Consider the following 16,891-nt stretch of genomic DNA (forward strand, 5'->3'; position numbering starts at 1 on the left):
GCTCTGTGTCGACACCGGTGGTGTTCCCCTAACCGAGGGTGACCAAGCATGCAAGAAAGCGTGATGCAGCGCATGTGGAACAGCGCCTACCTATCCGGTAGTAACGCTGCCTATGTGGAAGAGCTCTACGAGCTCTACCTGCACGACCCTAACGCTGTGCCAGAAGAGTGGCGCACCTACTTCCAGAAGTTGCCTGCTGACGGCAACTCTGCCACCGATGTTTCGCACTCGACAATTCGCGATCATTTCGTCCTGCTGGCAAAGAACCAGCGCCGCGCCCAACCGGTTTCCGCCGGCAGCGTGAGCAGTGAGCACGAGAAGAAGCAAGTTGAAGTGCTGCGATTGATCCAGGCCTACCGTATGCGTGGCCACCAGGCAGCCCAGCTTGATCCGCTGGGGCTGTGGCAGCGTCCTGCACCTGCAGACCTGTCGATCAATCATTACGGCTTGACCAATGCCGATCTTGATACGACCTTCCGTGCCGGCGACCTGTTCATCGGCAAAGAGGAAGCGAGCCTACGCGAAATTCACGAAGCGTTGCAGCAGACATATTGCCGCACCATCGGCGCTGAATTCACGCACATTACCGATTCCGAGCAGCGCCAGTGGTTCCAGCAGCGTCTGGAAAGCGTGCGCGGCCGTCCGACGTACTCCGCCGACATCAAGAGCCACCTGCTTGAGCGCGTGACTGCCGGTGAAGGCCTGGAAAAATACCTGGGCACCAAATACCCGGGTACCAAGCGTTTTGGCCTGGAAGGCGGCGAAAGCCTGATTCCGATGCTCGACGAGCTGATCCAGCGTTCCGGTTCCTACGGCACCAAGGAAATCGTCATCGGCATGGCCCACCGTGGCCGTCTGAACGTACTGGTCAACACCTTCGGCAAGAACCCGCGCGAGCTGTTCGACGAGTTCGAAGGCAAGAAGAAGGTCGAGCTGGGTTCGGGTGACGTTAAATACCACCAGGGCTTCTCGTCCAACGTGATGACCACCGGCGGTGAAGTTCACCTGGCGATGGCGTTCAACCCGTCCCACCTGGAAATCGTTTCCCCGGTGGTCGAGGGTTCGGTACGCGCCCGTCAGGATCGTCGCAACGATCCAACCGGTGAGAAGGTTCTGCCGATCTCCATCCACGGTGACGCGGCTTTCGCCGGTCAGGGCGTGGTCATGGAAACCTTCCAGATGTCGCAGACCCGCGGTTTCAAGACCGGCGGTACCGTGCACATCGTGATCAACAACCAGGTCGGTTTCACCATCAGCAACCCGCTGGACTCGCGCTCCACCGAGTACGCGACCGACGTTGCGAAAATGATCCAGGCGCCGATCCTCCATGTGAATGGTGATGATCCGGAAGCCGTATTGTTCGTGACCCAGCTGGCCATCGACTACCGCATGCAATTCAAGCGTGACGTGGTGATCGACCTGGTCTGCTACCGTCGTCGCGGCCACAACGAGGCCGACGAACCTAGCGGTACCCAGCCGATCATGTATCAGCAGATCACCAAACAGCGCACCACCCGTGAGCTGTATGCCGATCGTCTGACCCAGGGCGGTGTGCTGGACGCAGAGCGTGTTCAGGCGAAAGTCGACGAATACCGCAGCGCGCTGGACAACGGTCTGCACGTTGTGAAAAGCCTGGTCAAAGAGCCGAACAAAGAGTTGTTCGTGGACTGGCGTCCGTATCTGGGCCACGCCTGGACCGCGCGTCACGACACTCGCTTTGATCTGAAGACCCTGCAGGAACTGTCCGCCAAGCTGCTGGAAATTCCGGAAGGCTTCGTGGTTCAGCGCCAGGTTGCGAAGATCTACGAAGACCGTCAGAAGATGCAAGCCGGCGGCCTGCCGATCAACTGGGGTTACGCCGAAACCATGGCGTACGCGACCCTGGCGTTCGAAGGTCACCCGATCCGCATGACCGGCCAGGACATCGGCCGGGGTACGTTCTCGCACCGTCATGCTGTGCTGCACAACCAGAAAGACGCGGGCACCTACATCCCGTTGCAGAACCTGTACGACGGTCAGCCGCGTTTTGACCTGTACGACTCGTTCCTGTCCGAAGAAGCGGTGCTGGCGTTCGAATACGGCTACTCGACCACCACGCCGGATGCGCTGGTGATCTGGGAGGCCCAGTTCGGCGACTTCGCCAACGGTGCCCAAGTGGTTATCGACCAGTTCATCACCAGTGGCGAGCACAAGTGGGGCCGTCTGTGCGGTCTGACCATGCTGCTGCCGCACGGTTATGAAGGTCAGGGGCCAGAGCACTCCTCGGCTCGTCTGGAGCGTTACCTGCAACTGTGCGCCGAGCACAACATTCAGGTCGCGGTACCGACTACGCCGGCACAGATCTACCACTTGCTGCGTCGTCAGGTGATTCGCCCGCTGCGCAAGCCGTTGATCGTTTTGACTCCGAAGTCGTTGTTGCGTCACAAGCTGGCCATTTCGACCCTGGAAGATCTGGCCGAAGGTTCGTTCCAGACCGTTATCCCGGAAATCGATGCCCTGGACCCGAAAAAGGTCGAGCGCGTTGTTCTGTGTAGCGGCAAGGTCTACTACGACCTGCTGGAAAAACGCCGTGCCGAAGGCCGTGACGATATCGCCATCGTGCGTATCGAGCAGCTGTACCCATTCCCTGAGGACGACTTGAAAGAAGTCCTGGCGCCTTATACCAACGTCAAAGCTGCCGTTTGGTGTCAGGAAGAGCCGATGAACCAGGGTGCGTGGTACTGCAGCCAACACCACATGCGTCGAAGCATCAGCAACCTCGACAAGTCTCTCGTACTTGAGTACGCGGGCCGCGAGGCTTCTGCTGCACCGGCATGCGGTTACGCCTCGATGCACGCCGAGCAGCAGGAACAATTGCTGCAAGCGGCCTTTACTGTTTAACGCCTTCGCGCACCTGAAACCGAATTTAAGGACTCACAGACAATGGCTATCGAAATCAAGGCCCCCACTTTCCCGGAATCGGTTGCCGATGGCACCGTTGCCACCTGGCACAAAAAACCAGGCGACGCTGTAAAGCGTGACGACCTGATCGTTGACATCGAGACCGACAAGGTTGTGCTGGAAGTGTTGGCAGAAGCCGACGGCGTCCTGGGCGCCATCGTGGCCGAAGAGGGCGCTACCGTTCTTTCTGCCCAGGTACTGGGTTCCATCGAAGCGGGCGGCGCTGCTGCCGCTCCAGCTGCTGCCGCGGCTCCGGCTGCTGCACAGGCTGCTGCTCCAGCTGCCGAAGGCGAAGACGATCCTGTTGCTGCACCGGCTGCTCGCAAGCTGGCTGAAGAAAATGGCATCAACATCGCTTCCGTTGCCGGCACTGGCAAAGGCGGTCGTGTGACCAAGGAAGACGTGGTTGCAGCTGTTGCTGCCAAGAAAGCCACTCCGGCTGCCGCGCCTGCCAAGGCGGCTGCACCTGCCGCTGCTGCTCCGGTGTTCGCTGCTGGCGACCGCATCGAGAAGCGCGTGCCGATGACCCGCGTTCGTGCCACCGTGGCCAAGCGTCTGGTTGAAGCTCAGTCGAACATGGCGATGCTGACCACTTTCAACGAAGTCGACATGACCGAAGTCATGGCCCTGCGTTCGAAGTACAAGGACCTGTTCGAGAAGTCCCACAACGGCGTGCGCCTGGGCTTCATGTCGTTCTTCGTGAAAGCGGCCACCGAAGCGCTGAAACGCTTCCCGGCTGTCAACGCTTCGATCGACGGCGGCGACATCGTTTACCACGGCTACGCTGACGTCGGCGTTGCAGTTTCCAGCGATCGCGGCCTGGTTGTACCGGTTCTGCGTAACGCCGAACTGATGAGCCTGGCTGAAATCGAAGGCGGCATCGCCACCTTCGGCAAGAAAGCCCGCGACGGCAAACTGTCGATGGACGAAATGACCGGTGGTACGTTCACCATCACCAACGGCGGTACTTTCGGTTCGATGATGTCGACCCCGATCGTCAACCCGCCACAAGCCGCCATCCTGGGCATGCACAACATCATCCAGCGTCCAATGGCCATCAACGGCCAGGTCGTTATCCGTCCGATGATGTACCTGGCACTGTCCTACGATCACCGTCTGATCGATGGCAAAGAAGCTGTGACCTTCCTGGTGACCATCAAGAACCTGCTGGAAGATCCGGCTCGTCTGTTGCTGGATATCTGATAGAAGCAGCCATGAGCTGCAAGTCCAGGCTGTCGGAAAACCCGCTGCCTGGCTTGCAGCTTGCGGCTTGAAGCTTTTCGCTAAAGAGGATTTTTTGAATGTCGCAGAAATTTGACGTAGTAGTGATCGGCGCGGGCCCTGGCGGTTACGTGGCTGCCATCAAGGCCGCTCAGCTTGGTCTTTCGACGGCCTGCATCGAGAAGTACACCGACAAGGAAGGTAAACTGGCTCTGGGCGGTACTTGCCTGAACGTCGGCTGCATTCCATCCAAAGCCCTGCTGGACAGCTCGTGGAAATTCCACGAAGCCCAGGACGGTTTCGCGATCCACGGTATCAACCACGCTGGCGTGACCATGGACGTGCCAGCAATGGTGGGCCGCAAGGCCAACATCGTCAAAGGCCTGACCTCCGGCGTTGCGACCCTGTTCAAAGCCAACGGTGTGACCTCCATCCAGGGTCACGGCAAGCTGCTGGCCGGCAAAAAAGTTGAAGTCACCAAGCCTGATGGCTCGGTAGAAATCATCGAAGCCGAAAACGTCATCCTGGCTCCAGGTTCGCGTCCGATCGACATTCCGCCAGCACCGGTTGACCAGAATGTGATCGTCGATTCGACCGGCGCCCTGGAATTCCAATCCGTGCCCAAGCGTCTGGGCGTGATCGGCGCTGGCGTGATCGGTCTGGAGCTGGGTTCGGTCTGGTCGCGTCTGGGTGCAGAAGTCACTGTCCTGGAAGCCCTGGACACCTTCCTGATGGCAGCCGATGCCGCTGTTTCCAAGGAAGCGCTGAAAACCCTGACCAAACAGGGTCTGGACATCAAACTGGGCGCTCGCGTGACCGGTTCGAAAGTGAACGGCGACGAAGTCGTGGTGAACTACACCGATGCCAAAGGCGAACAGAACATCACTTTCGACAAGCTGATCGTAGCCGTTGGTCGCCGTCCGGTGACCACTGATCTGCTGGCTGCCGACTGCGGCGTGACCCTGGACGAGCGCGGTTTCGTGCACGTCGACGATCACTGCGCTACCACCGTGCCGGGCGTTTACGCCATCGGCGACGTGGTTCGCGGCATGATGCTGGCGCACAAGGCGTCGGAAGAAGGCATCATGGTTGTCGAGCGCATCAAGGGTCACAAGGCTCAGATGAACTATGATCTGATCCCTTCGGTTATTTATACTCACCCGGAAATCGCGTGGGTCGGTAAAACCGAGCAGGCCTTGAAAGCTGAAGGCGTTGAAGTTAACGTCGGCACCTTCCCGTTCGCAGCCTCCGGCCGTGCCATGGCTGCCAACGATACCGGTGGTTTCGTCAAGGTCATCGCAGATGCCAAGACAGACCGCGTACTGGGCGTCCACGTGATTGGCCCAAGCGCTGCCGAACTGGTTCAGCAGGGCGCGATCGGTATGGAATTCGGCACCAGCGCTGAAGACCTGGGCATGATGGTTTTCTCCCATCCGACCCTGTCTGAAGCCTTGCACGAAGCTGCTTTGGCAGTGAATGGCGGCGCCATCCACATCGCCAACCGCAAGAAGCGTTAAGACAATAAGAAACCACGGCGGAATGGCCCGTCGTGAGCCTTGCATGCAAGACTCACCGCGGAATATCCGCTGGACGCAGTCTTGCGTAGCTGCACCGGTTGTCCGGAAAGGCTACGCAAGCAGCAGTCACAGGTGGTGCGGCACTTGAATGAGTGCAGCACCGAATGCGCAGTACCTAACGAAGACGGTAATAAGCATGAATCTTCACGAGTATCAGGGTAAGCAGCTGTTCGCTGAATACGGCCTGCCAGTTTCCACCGGTTACGCAGTAGACACCCCGGAAGCAGCAGCAGAAGCTTGCGACAAAATCGGCGGCAGCGAGTGGGTTGTCAAAGCCCAGGTCCACGCCGGTGGTCGCGGTAAAGCGGGCGGCGTAAAGCTGGTTCGCAGCAAAGAAGACGCCAAAGCCTTCGCACAGCAGTGGCTGGGCAAGCGTCTGGTGACTTACCAGACTGACGCCAATGGTCAGCCAGTCACCAAGATCCTGGTTGAATCGTGCACTGATATCGCTAAAGAGCTGTACCTGGGCGCTGTCGTTGACCGTTCGAGCCGTCGTATCGTGTTCATGGCTTCCACCGAAGGTGGCGTGGACATCGAGAAAATCGCTCACGACACTCCAGAAAAAATTCTGAAAGCCACTATCGATCCATTGGTTGGCGCTCAGCCATTCCAGGGTCGCGAGCTGGCATTCCAGCTGGGCCTGGAAGGCAAGCAAGTTGCTCAGTTCGCCAAGATCTTCGTAGGTCTGGCCAAACTGTTCAAGGATCACGACCTGGCTCTGCTGGAAGTGAACCCGCTGGTGATCAAGGCTGATGGCGATCTGCATTGCCTCGACGCCAAGATCAACATCGACGCCAACGCCATGTACCGTCAGCCTAAGCTGAAAACTTTCCACGATCCGTCGCAAGACGATCCGCGCGAAGCGCACGCTGCCAAGTTCGAACTGAACTACGTAGCACTGGAAGGCAACATCGGTTGCATGGTCAACGGTGCTGGCCTGGCCATGGGTACCATGGACATCGTCAACCTGCATGGCGGCAAGCCAGCCAACTTCCTCGACGTGGGCGGCGGTGCTACCAAAGAACGCGTTACCGAAGCGTTCAAGATCATTCTGTCCGACACTAACGTCGCTGCAGTACTGGTCAACATCTTCGGCGGCATCGTTCGTTGCGACATGATTGCCGAAGGCATCATCGGCGCCGTGAAAGAAGTCGGCGTGAAAATCCCGGTTGTTGTTCGCCTTGAAGGCAACAACGCTGAGCTGGGCGCTAAAGTACTGGCAGAAAGCGGTTTGAACATCATCGCTGCTACCAGCCTGACCGACGCTGCTCAACAAGTTGTTAAAGCTGCGGAGGGCAAATAATGAGCGTCCTGATCAATAAAGACACCAAAGTTATCTGCCAGGGTATTACCGGTTCGCAAGGTAGTTTCCACACCCAGCAAGCCATCGAATACGGCACCAAGATGGTTGGTGGCGTAACTCCAGGCAAAGGCGGCACCGAGCACCTGGGTCTGCCAGTGTTCAACACCGTTAAAGACGCAGTAGCTGCCACTGGCGCTACCGCCAGCGTGATCTACGTTCCGGCTCCTTTCTGCAAAGATTCGATCCTGGAAGCTGCTTTCGGCGGCATCAAGCTGATCGTCTGCATCACCGAAGGCATTCCTACCCTGGACATGCTGGACGCTAAAGTTAAGTGCGACGAGCTGGGCGTAGTCCTGATCGGCCCTAACTGCCCAGGCGTGATCACCCCAGGCGAATGCAAGATCGGCATCATGCCAGGTCACATTCACTTGCCAGGCAAGGTCGGTATCGTTTCCCGTTCCGGCACCCTGACCTACGAAGCTGTGAAGCAGACTACTGACGCCGGTTTCGGTCAGTCGACTTGCGTCGGCATCGGTGGTGACCCGATCCCGGGTTCGAACTTCATCGACATCCTGAAGCTGTTCCAGGAAGACCCGAAGACCGAAGCGATCGTGATGATCGGCGAGATCGGCGGTTCGGCTGAAGAAGAAGCGGCTGCCTACATCAAGGCACACGTGACCAAGCCGGTTGTTTCCTACATCGCTGGTGTGACTGCTCCTCCGGGCAAGCGCATGGGCCATGCTGGCGCAATCATCTCTGGCGGCAAAGGCACTGCAGACGAGAAGTTTGCTGCCCTGGAAGACGCAGGCGTTAAAACCGTGCGTTCGCTGGCAGACATCGGCAAGGCTTTGTCCGAGCTGACCGGTTGGGCTGTCAAGTAAGCCTCGCGCTTAGCTGACGCTTCACCAAACAAAGGCCACCTTCGGGTGGCCTTTGTCGTTTTTGAAGATCAAAAGATCGCAGCCTGCGGCAGCTCCTACATTGGATCGCATTTCCCTGCAGGAGCTGCCGCAGGCTGCGATCTTTTGATCTTTTAATGCATAAACGCGACATCGAAGTGTCGCAGATCGGAATGTTCGCCCCGTAACAGTGCGTTTATCAGCCAAATTCGTTAGGCTACGCGCCATTTTTGCGTCCGCAGCCCACAAGGCGGCAACGCGCTAAAAGGGTTGGTCCCATACGGACCGACAGCATTTCCCTCACCCATAGGGAAATCCCTCTCTAAATTCCGATTCAGTAGTGTGGTATTTCCTTAATGAAAGTGTTGAAAGGCCAGGACATCCTGGCACTTGGTTTTATGACGTTTGCCCTGTTCGTCGGGGCCGGCAACATCATCTTCCCGCCTATCGTCGGTTTGCAGTCCGGACCTCATGTCTGGATGGCGGCGCTGGGTTTCCTGGTCACGGCAGTCGGTCTGCCAGTGATCACCGTTGTGGCGCTGGCCAAGGTCGGTGGTGCCATGGATGCGCTGAGCAGCCCGATCGGTAAAGTCGCCGGTGGCCTGTTGGCAGCCGCCTGCTACCTCGCTGTGGGTCCGCTGTTCGCGACACCGCGCACTGCGACCGTATCGTTCGAAGTGGGGCTGGCGCCTTTGACCGGCGAGAGCCCGTTGGCGCTGTTCCTCTACAGTTCGGTGTACTTTCTGTTGGTGTTCTTCATCTCGCTCTATCCGGGCCGCCTGCTGGACACTGTAGGTCGTTTCCTCGCCCCGCTGAAGATCATCGCGCTCGCCGTTCTGGGCATTGCTGCATTCGCCTTGCCGGCGGGTGATATTGGTCAAGCCACGCCTGAGTACGTTGCGGCACCGTTCTCCCAAGGGTTCATCAATGGTTATCTGACCATGGATACCTTGGGCGCACTGGTGTTCGGCATTGTCATTGTCAACGCCATCCGCTCCCGTGGCGTCGAGTCGCCAGCACTGATCACCCGTTATGCGATCATCGCCGGCCTGATCGCCGGTGTCGGGTTGGCACTGGTGTATGTCAGTCTGTTCCGCCTGGGTTCGGGCAGCCACGAAGTGGCCGCTGGCGCTACCAATGGCGCAGTGGTATTGCATGCTTACGTGCAACATACCTTTGGTTCGTTGGGCAGCGGCTTCCTTGCCGTGCTGATCTCTTTGGCGTGCCTGGTGACAGCGGTCGGCCTGACCTGCGCCTGTGCCGAGTATTTCAGCCGTGTGTTGCCGCTGTCCTACAAGACACTGGTGATCATCCTCGCGGCATTCTCGCTGCTGGTGTCCAACCTGGGCCTGACCAAACTGATTGCGTTCTCGATCCCGGTGCTCACCGCGATCTATCCACCGTGCATCGTTCTGGTGGCGTTGAGCTTCTGCAAGGACTTCTGGCATGAGCAGAGTCGCATCCTTGGCCCAGTGATGCTGGTGTCGTTCATCTTCGGCTTGATCGATGCCCTGAAGGGGGCCGGTCTGGCTGACTGGATGCCGACTCAACTGACCCATTTGCCGCTGAGCGAGCAAGGTCTGGCATGGCTGGTGCCATCGGTGATGACGCTGGTGGTCGCCGTGGTCTGTGATCGTCTGTTGGGCAAGCGCGCCGAAGCGTTGGCTTAAGCCTCAAAGGCCGGCCGCTAGCCGGCCTGACAAGCCAATACAGAAATGCCCCGTATCGATTGATACGGGGCATTTTTTTTGTGAGGGATGCGGTGTCTTTTGCGTTGCGCTAACGTCGAAGCATTGCCGAATCGATTGTAGGGGCGAGCTTGCTCGCGAAGAACCCGAGAGTAACGCGTTTATCCAGAAATCACGTGCCATGGTTTGCGACCATCGCGAGCAAGCTCGCTCCTACAGGCTTTATGTACGCCGTTAACACATCACAAGGACCTGCATGTCGTTTATCCAAGCCAACCTGATCCACATTCTTGCCGCTATCTGGTTTGTCATCTGCTGGGGCGGTTACACCCGCTATGCGACGTGGAAGGGCCGCGACACGGCGTGTCTGGCCAGCGTCCTGCACCTGTACCGCGAAGACTGGATGCGTCGCATGCTGCTGCGAGACAACCGCATTGCTGATGCCAGCGTGATCGGTAACCTTGAGCGCAACGCGTCATTTTTTGCTTCCAGCACGTTGATCATCCTGGCGGGCATTCTCACGGTGCTCGGCGCTTCCGAGCGTGCAGTGTCATTGCTGGCGGATATTCCAATGGTGCAACAGGCGTCCCAAGGCATGTCGGAGATCAAGTTGCTGTGCCTGGCGCTGGTGTTTGTCTATGCGTTCTTCACCTTCAGCTGGTGCATGCGCCAGTACAACTTCGCGGCGATTCTGGTCGGTTCGGCGCCGATGGTCGGTGAGCGTCATGTTTCCGAACAGGAACGCAAAGCCTTCGCCTCCCGGGCGGCGCGGGTTATTTCGATGGCCGCCAACCAGTTCAACTTCGGGCTGCGCTCCTACTACTTCGGCATGACGATGCTGGCCTGGTTTGTCAGCCCCTGGTTGTTCATGTTGATGAGCGCCGGTGTGGTGTTCGTGTTGTATCGCCGCGAGTTTCACTCTGACGTTCTCGACGTGATGGTCTATACCCCTACAGAGGCACCCTTGCCCGATGTGAGTAAAGAGGCGGCTTGATGAGTATTCCGTTCTGGTGCGTGTTTATCTCGGCGTTGCTGATCTTCGTGGCGCGTATGCCCGTGAGCAAGGCGATGAAAGAGCAGGGTGGTTACAACAATCACCAGCCACGCCAACAGCAGGCGCAACTCACGGGGTTGGGTGCGCGCGCGGTGGCGGCCCACCAGAACAGTTTCGAAGCTTTCTTGTTATTCGCCGTGGGTGTGTTGATGGCGCATACCACTCAAACGGCAGGATGGCTCATCGATTTGCTGGCGATCATCTTCGTGATTTCGCGAGTGATCTACCTGGCGTGTTACTGGAAAGATCTGGCTTGGCAGCGCAGTCTTGTTTGGCTGGTGGGATTGGTCTGTTCGTTGTTACTGATGATTAGTCCGACTTTTCGAACGATTTTGCTCTAGCGCTAACGATGCAAAAAAAAACTCCGGACAAAAGAAAACCCGCACTTGGCGGGTTTTCTTTTGTCGCGCTAAAAACTGTTTTAGTTTTTAGGGGCGGCCTCTTTAGCCGCTGCTTCGTTCGATTCAGCCTGAGCTTTGGCAGCTTCGGCGTTTTCTTTCGCAGCGTCGTTCACTTTATCCTGAGCTTTGTTCATGTCTTGCTGAGCCTGCTCAGCATGTTTGGCGGCATCTTGAGCTTTGTCCTCGGATTTTTTATCGCAGGCAGCGAGACCGAGGGAAGCGGTCAACATCAAGGCAATAGCTAAAGTCTTACGCATGGGGTGTTTCTCCTTATGGAAAATATCTACTGGCTTTAAGAGCACAGGCGTTCGGGTTAAGTTCCACAATTTGTGCAGATATATAAGTTTGTTCTAACGCGGAACTTTTACCGGGACTTTCACTGCACTGGGCCAACACTAACAAGAGTCTTTATCAAATGGCTGAAAACCCCGTTTTTGAGCGCGCCAGGCGATTCCTATCGGCGTTGCGGCATTGTCAGGTACTTGGATTGCGAGTTCACAGCGCCAGCCACGAAGGCCTCACCGTTGTGCTGCCATACAGCCCGCAAATCGTCGGCAATCCTGAAACGGGCGTCATTCATGGCGGCGCCTTGACCTCGTTGATGGACACGGCTTGCGGCATGTCTACGCTCTGCGTACTGCCAGAATTCGAAGTCTGCCCGACGCTCGACCTGCGCATTGATTACATGCACGCCGCCGAGCCTCATAAAAATGTCTACGGTTTTGCCCAGTGCTACCGGGTGACCACCGATGTGATCTTTGCCCGCGGCTTCGCTTATCAGGACGACCCGGAGCATCCCATCGCCCATGTGGTCGGCACATTCATGCGCATGGGCAAGGGCATTAAAGGCACCAAAGGCTTCGGTGGCGCCATCGCCGGAGGAGTGAAATGACCATTAGCTTTCAGGCGCAACTGCAAGCGGCCCATGAGCAGGGGGACTACAGTTCGCTGTTGCAGCTGATTCCGTACGCCACGCTGATCGGCGTCGAATGCTCACGGGTGGGGGATGAACTGCTTTTTCGTCTGCCGGCCAACAAAGACAATATTGGTAATCCTTTATTGCCGGCCATTCATGGCGGAGTAATCGCCGGTTTCATGGAGTTGTCCGCCGCGTTGCATCTGCTGGTCGCGACCGGATCGCCCGGTGTGCCGAAGATCATCGACTTCTCCCTGGACTACCTTCGGGCCGGGCAATTTCGCGATACCTGGGCCCGTTGCCAGGTATGTCGCCAGGGCCGCAGAGTCGCCAATGTGGCGATTACCGCCTGGCAAAGCACCGAAGCCGAACCCATTGCCACCGCCCGCGCCCATTTCAAACTCGAGGAGCCCTTGAAATCCTGATCGGTGCCCCAAACTCTGAGGACAACCCGCCGTCGATCATTCGGGTCGCGGTTTATGCCATCTGATTGGAGTTTGATGACCATGAGTGTGGAAACTCAAAAGGAAACCCTGGGCTTCCAGACCGAGGTGAAGCAACTGTTGCACCTCATGATCCATTCGCTGTATTCCAACAAGGAAATTTTCCTTCGCGAATTGATCTCGAACGCCTCTGACGCTGTCGATAAATTACGTTTCGAAGCCCTGGCCAAACCAGAGCTGCTGGAAGGTGGCGCCGAACTGAAAATCCGTGTGAGCTTCGACAAGGACGCTAAAACCGTCACCCTCGAAGACAACGGTATCGGCATGAGCCGCGAAGACGCGATCACCCATCTGGGCACCATCGCCAAGTCCGGCACCGCCGATTTCATGAAGCACCTGAGCGGCGACCAGAAGAAAGATTCACACCTGATCGGTCAGTTTGGTGTCGGCTTCTATTCCGCTTTCATCGTTGCCGACAAGGTCGACGTGTACAGCCGTCGCGCCGGCGCTGCTGCCAGCGAAGGTGTGCACTGGTCGTCCAAAGGCGAAGGCGACTTTGAAGTCGCTACCGTCGAAAAGGCCGACCGTGGCACGCGCATCGTCCTGCACCTGAAATCCGGCGAAGACGAGTTCGCCGATGGCTGGCGCCTGCGCAACATCATCAAGAAGTACTCCGACCACATCGCGTTGCCAATCGAGTTGCCGAAAGAAGTGGCAGCTGCTGAAGGCGAAGAGAAGCCTGCCGTTGAATGGGAAACCGTCAACCGCGCCAGCGCTCTGTGGACCCGTCCGCGTACCGAGGTCAAGGACGAGGAATACCAGGAGTTCTACAAGCACATCGCTCACGACTTCGAAAACCCGCTGAGCTGGAGCCACAACAAGGTCGAAGGCAAGCTCGAATACAGCTCGCTGCTGTACGTGCCGGCCCGTGCCCCGTTCGATCTGTACCAGCGTGAAGCGCCGAAAGGCCTGAAGCTGTACGTGCAGCGTGTGTTCGTCATGGATCAGGCTGAGTCCTTCCTGCCGTTGTACCTGCGCTTCATCAAGGGCGTGGTCGACTCCAACGATCTGTCGTTGAACGTGTCCCGGGAAATCCTGCAGAAAGACCCGATCATCGACTCCATGAAGTCGGCGCTGACCAAGCGCGTTCTGGACATGCTGGAAAAGCTGGCGAAGAACGAGCCCGAGCAATACAAAGGCTTCTGGAAAAACTTCGGCCAGGTCATGAAAGAAGGCCCGGCAGAAGACTTCGCCAACAAAGAGAAAATCGCCGGTCTGCTGCGTTTCGCCTCGACCAACGGCGATGATGGCGAGCAGGTTGTCGGCCTGGCTGACTATCTGGCACGCGCCAAGGAAGGTCAGGACAAGATTTACTACCTGACCGGCGAAACCTACGCGCAAGTCAAAAACAGTCCGCACCTGGAAGTCTTCCGCAAGAAAGGCATCGAAGTGCTGCTGCTGACCGATCGCATCGACGAGTGGCTGATGAGCTACCTCAGCGATTTCGACGGCAAGAGCTTTGTCGACGTGGCGCGCGGTGACCTGGACCTGGGCAACCTGGACTCGGAAGAGGACAAGAAGGCTGCGCAAGAAGTCGCCAAGGCCAAAGAAGGTCTGGTCGAGCGTCTGAAAACCGCCTTGGGCGAATCCGTTGCTGAAGTGCGGGTTTCCCATCGTCTGACCGACTCCCCGGCAATTCTGGCCATCGGTGAACAGGACCTGGGTCTGCAAATGCGTCAGATCCTCGAAGCCAGCGGTCAGAAGGTTCCGGATTCGAAGCCGATCTTCGAATTCAACCCGACTCACCCGCTGATCGAGAAGCTCGACAACGAGCAGAGCGACGAGCGCTTCGGCGATCTGTCGCACATCCTCTTCGATCAGGCCGCTCTGGCTGCCGGCGACAGCTTGAAAGACCCGGCGGCCTACGTGCGCCGTCTGAACAAGCTGCTGGTCGAACTATCAGCTTAACTGTGTTGCAGAAAAACCCGCTTCGGCGGGTTTTTTTTATTCTGGTGTTCAACAATCAGGAGTCATAAATGAGCCAAATCACTGTACGTTCTGTTGCCTATCAGATTGATGGGCGGGAGTACGAAAGCCGTCTGGCTTTCGATGCCGACCAAAAAGGTCCGCGTCCGGGTCTGTTGATGGCGCCGAACTGGATGGGCGTCAGCGCCGGCGCTGAAGAGATTGCCAGGTCGGTGGCGGCCAAGGGCTACGTGGTGCTGATCGCGGACCTCTACGGTCAATCGGTTCGTCCGACCAACAACGATGAAGCGGCCGCGGCGATGATGCCGTTGAAAGATGACCGTCCGTTGCTGCGCAAACGCATGCAGGTGGCGTTCGAACAGCTGCAAAGCCAGGGTGAAGCGGCCGTTGATACGTCGAAACTGGCGACTTTCGGGTTCTGCTTCGGCGGTTGCTGTGCTTTGGAGTTGGCGCGTACCGGTGCTCCGGTCAAGGCGGCTGTGTCGTTCCACGGCACTCTCGATACGCCGAATCCGGCTGATGCGAACAACATCAAGGGTAAAGTGCTGGTGCTGCACGGTGCTTCCGATCCATTGGTGCCGAAGGAGCAGTTGCCAGCCTTTGAAGATGAGATGAATGCGGCGGGTGTGGATTGGCAGTTGCTGAGTTATGGCGGTGCCTTCCACTCGTTCACCGATCCGCATGCCAACGTTGCGGGGATGATGATGTACGACGCTAAAATCGCCGCTCGAGCGTTTACCTCAATGCATAACTTGCTGGATGAAGTGTTCAAGGGCTGATTAGCTTTGAGGTCAAAAGATCGCAGCCTTCGGCAGCTCCTACAGAATGACGTGATTCCTGTAGGAGTGGCCGAAGGCTGCGATCTTTTGCTTTTTATCCTAAGGCAATTCGATCCGCTCCACCTCCCCCGGAACTGTCGGCCAATCCCCGGCCGCCCAGCGACGGCGCGCCTCGTCGATGGCTGCCGGATCGCTTGCGACAAAATTCCAGTTGATCCGTCGTGGCCCGTCCAGCGGTGCACCGCCGAACAGAACGGCATGACTGTCGCTTTCAGCGAACAGGGTCATTTCTACTCCGGCAGGCAGCACCACCAGCGAGTGCGGTTCTATTGGCTCGCCATCCAGCTGCACCTCACCACTCAATACATATAGCGCGCGTTCTTCGTGCTCGGTGGGAATCAGCATTGTCGTCGCTGTTTGCAGGTGCAGCTCAGCGTACAACGTAGGTGAAAGCACCGGTACTGGCGATTCCAGGCAAAAGCCTGAGCCGGCAATCAGGCGGATTTTCACACCGAGGTTGTCGCTGACCGGAAGCGTGGATGCGCGATGGTGGCTGTAATGGCCGGGACCCTGTTCATGTTCTTTGGGTGATGCCAGCCAAATCTGCAGGCCATGCATCGTGAAGCCGCTGCTTTGAAGCGCCTCAGGGGTACGTTCGACGTGAGCAATGGCGCTGCCGGCGGTCATCCAGCTGACATCACCGGCATTCACTACCTGATCGGAGCCCAGGCTATCCTTGTGCTGAATCTGCCCCTGGAACAGGTAGGTCAAAGTGGAGAGGCCAATGTGCGGATGCTGGCGGATGTTCATGCCTTTGCCGGGCGGATAACGGGTCTCCAACATGTGGTCGAAAAACACGAATGGCCCGACGCTGCGACACTTGGCCGATGGCAGCGGGCGGAGAATCGGCTGGCCTTCGACATCTTCGGCGCGGGGGCGGATCACGAGCGGAGTGTTCATGGTGCGTTCCAGGCTGAGCGGGTGATGCCGTCGAGCATAACCCGCTTGCGTTGCCCTTGCCGCTACTGGCTGAAGGCACCTTCGGACAGATGGGTCTCGATGCTGACTTCGCTGGTGGTCATCAGCTTGTGCACCGGGCAGCGGTCGGCCACCCGGTGCAGCTCTTCACGCTGGGCGTCGGTGAGCACGCCCTTGAGGGTCAGTTTCACATGCAGGGCATATTTACCTTTCTGTTCTTCACTGTTGTCACGTTTGACCTCCACGCCAACGCCGGTCAGCGGAATGTCCTTTTTCTTCGCGTACATCTTCAAGGTCAGGGCCTTGCAGGCGCCCAGCGCGGCATCGAAGTAATCGTGCGGCTCCGGCGCCGAACCTTCTCCGCCTGCCGATGGCGGGGCATCGGCAAAGAGTTCGTGGTCATCGATCTGGACGGTATGGCGCAAGCCTTCAGCAGAAACGGTGTTGACGGTGACAGTCATGGGAAACCTCGCAGGCAGCAGGAAAAGTCATTCGATCAAGAAAGACCTTGAAGGTATAGAGCATTACACCGCGCGTGCGTTCCGCATTCCTCCTGTAGGAGCTGGGGCAGGCTGCGATCTTTTGATCTTCAAAAAAAAGCATTTGCGCAATGCTGTTCACTTAAGCATGGGGTTGTTAAAAACTGGATTGGGGGGATATCCATTGCTGCGGTAACGGCCACTTATGGTTTCGCCCTTACGGCGAG

The 16,891-nt window shown here is 57.7% G+C and carries 16 protein-coding genes; 13 read left to right on the top strand and 3 right to left on the bottom strand.

What is annotated here, in order from left to right:
- Positions 1 to 48: 48 nt before the first annotated feature.
- From AD668_RS08180 to AD668_RS08215, 8 genes are all read left to right on the top strand, one after another.
- On the top strand, positions 49 to 2,880 hold the full coding sequence (locus AD668_RS08180; RefSeq protein ID WP_053156810.1) for a 2-oxoglutarate dehydrogenase E1 component: 2,832 nt from the start codon (positions 49 to 51) through the stop codon (positions 2,878 to 2,880).
- A gap of 42 nt (positions 2,881 to 2,922) precedes the next feature.
- Positions 2,923 to 4,143 carry a 2-oxoglutarate dehydrogenase complex dihydrolipoyllysine-residue succinyltransferase gene (odhB, locus tag AD668_RS08185; protein WP_053156814.1) on the top strand — a complete coding sequence of 407 codons (1,221 nt, stop codon included), beginning with the start codon at positions 2,923 to 2,925 and terminating at the stop codon, positions 4,141 to 4,143.
- A gap of 98 nt (positions 4,144 to 4,241) precedes the next feature.
- Positions 4,242 to 5,678 (top strand): dihydrolipoyl dehydrogenase, encoded by a 1,437-nt coding sequence (gene lpdA, locus AD668_RS08190; protein WP_053156817.1) that lies wholly within the window; start codon positions 4,242 to 4,244, stop codon positions 5,676 to 5,678.
- A 196-nt stretch (positions 5,679 to 5,874) separates the two neighbouring features.
- On the top strand, positions 5,875 to 7,041 hold the full coding sequence (gene sucC / locus AD668_RS08195) for an ADP-forming succinate--CoA ligase subunit beta (RefSeq protein WP_007919879.1): 1,167 nt from the start codon (positions 5,875 to 5,877) through the stop codon (positions 7,039 to 7,041).
- Positions 7,041 to 7,922 (top strand): succinate--CoA ligase subunit alpha, encoded by an 882-nt coding sequence (gene sucD / locus AD668_RS08200; RefSeq protein WP_053156820.1) that lies wholly within the window; start codon positions 7,041 to 7,043, stop codon positions 7,920 to 7,922. The genes sucC and sucD overlap by 1 nt, the downstream gene beginning before the upstream one ends.
- Before the next feature lie 374 nt (positions 7,923 to 8,296).
- Entirely contained in the window at positions 8,297 to 9,610 is a 1,314-nt protein-coding gene (gene brnQ, locus AD668_RS08205; RefSeq protein WP_053156823.1) for a branched-chain amino acid transport system II carrier protein, read from the top strand.
- Positions 9,611 to 9,884: 274 nt separating this feature from the next.
- Positions 9,885 to 10,622 (top strand): DUF599 domain-containing protein, encoded by a 738-nt coding sequence (locus AD668_RS08210; protein ID WP_053156826.1) that lies wholly within the window; start codon positions 9,885 to 9,887, stop codon positions 10,620 to 10,622.
- The gene (locus AD668_RS08215; protein WP_053156830.1) at positions 10,622 to 11,023 is read left to right on the top strand and encodes an MAPEG family protein; all 402 of its coding nucleotides are present in this window, start codon (positions 10,622 to 10,624) and stop codon (positions 11,021 to 11,023) included. Before AD668_RS08210 ends, AD668_RS08215 begins: the two co-directional genes overlap by 1 nt.
- Before the next feature lie 80 nt (positions 11,024 to 11,103).
- Here the strand turns inward: AD668_RS08215 and AD668_RS08220 are convergent, their stop codons facing one another.
- Entirely contained in the window at positions 11,104 to 11,340 is a 237-nt protein-coding gene (locus AD668_RS08220; protein ID WP_053156833.1) for a hypothetical protein, read from the bottom strand.
- A 158-nt stretch (positions 11,341 to 11,498) separates the two neighbouring features.
- Here AD668_RS08220 and AD668_RS08225 point away from each other — a divergent pair, with 158 nt between their 5' ends.
- The 4 genes from AD668_RS08225 to AD668_RS08240 all read left to right on the top strand — a co-directional run bounded on the left by AD668_RS08225 (position 11,499) and on the right by AD668_RS08240 (position 15,207).
- Positions 11,499 to 11,975 (top strand): PaaI family thioesterase, encoded by a 477-nt coding sequence (locus AD668_RS08225; protein ID WP_053156836.1) that lies wholly within the window; start codon positions 11,499 to 11,501, stop codon positions 11,973 to 11,975.
- Entirely contained in the window at positions 11,972 to 12,424 is a 453-nt protein-coding gene (locus tag AD668_RS08230; RefSeq protein WP_053156839.1) for a PaaI family thioesterase, read from the top strand. Before AD668_RS08225 ends, AD668_RS08230 begins: the two co-directional genes overlap by 4 nt.
- Before the next feature lie 81 nt (positions 12,425 to 12,505).
- Positions 12,506 to 14,410, top strand: a complete 1,905-nt coding sequence (gene htpG, locus AD668_RS08235; protein ID WP_053157090.1) for a molecular chaperone HtpG — start codon at positions 12,506 to 12,508, stop codon at positions 14,408 to 14,410.
- Between the two features lie 68 nt (positions 14,411 to 14,478).
- A complete protein-coding gene (locus AD668_RS08240) occupies positions 14,479 to 15,207 on the top strand; it encodes a dienelactone hydrolase family protein (RefSeq protein ID WP_053156842.1) in 729 nt (242 codons plus the stop codon).
- A gap of 99 nt (positions 15,208 to 15,306) precedes the next feature.
- Here the strand turns inward: AD668_RS08240 and AD668_RS08245 are convergent, their stop codons facing one another.
- On the bottom strand, positions 15,307 to 16,167 hold the full coding sequence (locus tag AD668_RS08245; protein ID WP_053156845.1) for a pirin family protein: 861 nt from the start codon (positions 16,165 to 16,167) through the stop codon (positions 15,307 to 15,309).
- 62 nt (positions 16,168 to 16,229) lie between these two features.
- The gene (locus AD668_RS08250; RefSeq protein WP_053156847.1) at positions 16,230 to 16,646 is read right to left on the bottom strand and encodes an OsmC family protein; all 417 of its coding nucleotides are present in this window, start codon (positions 16,644 to 16,646) and stop codon (positions 16,230 to 16,232) included.
- Between AD668_RS08250 and AD668_RS29420 the strand changes: the two genes are divergently transcribed.
- Positions 16,645 to 16,860 carry a hypothetical protein gene (locus AD668_RS29420; RefSeq protein ID WP_156322317.1) on the top strand — a complete coding sequence of 72 codons (216 nt, stop codon included), beginning with the start codon at positions 16,645 to 16,647 and terminating at the stop codon, positions 16,858 to 16,860. The genes AD668_RS08250 and AD668_RS29420 overlap by 2 nt on opposite strands.
- Positions 16,861 to 16,891 lie beyond the last annotated feature (31 nt).

Source organism: Pseudomonas sp. P1.8, from assembly GCF_001269805.1.
GTDB lineage: Bacteria > Pseudomonadota > Gammaproteobacteria > Pseudomonadales > Pseudomonadaceae > Aquipseudomonas.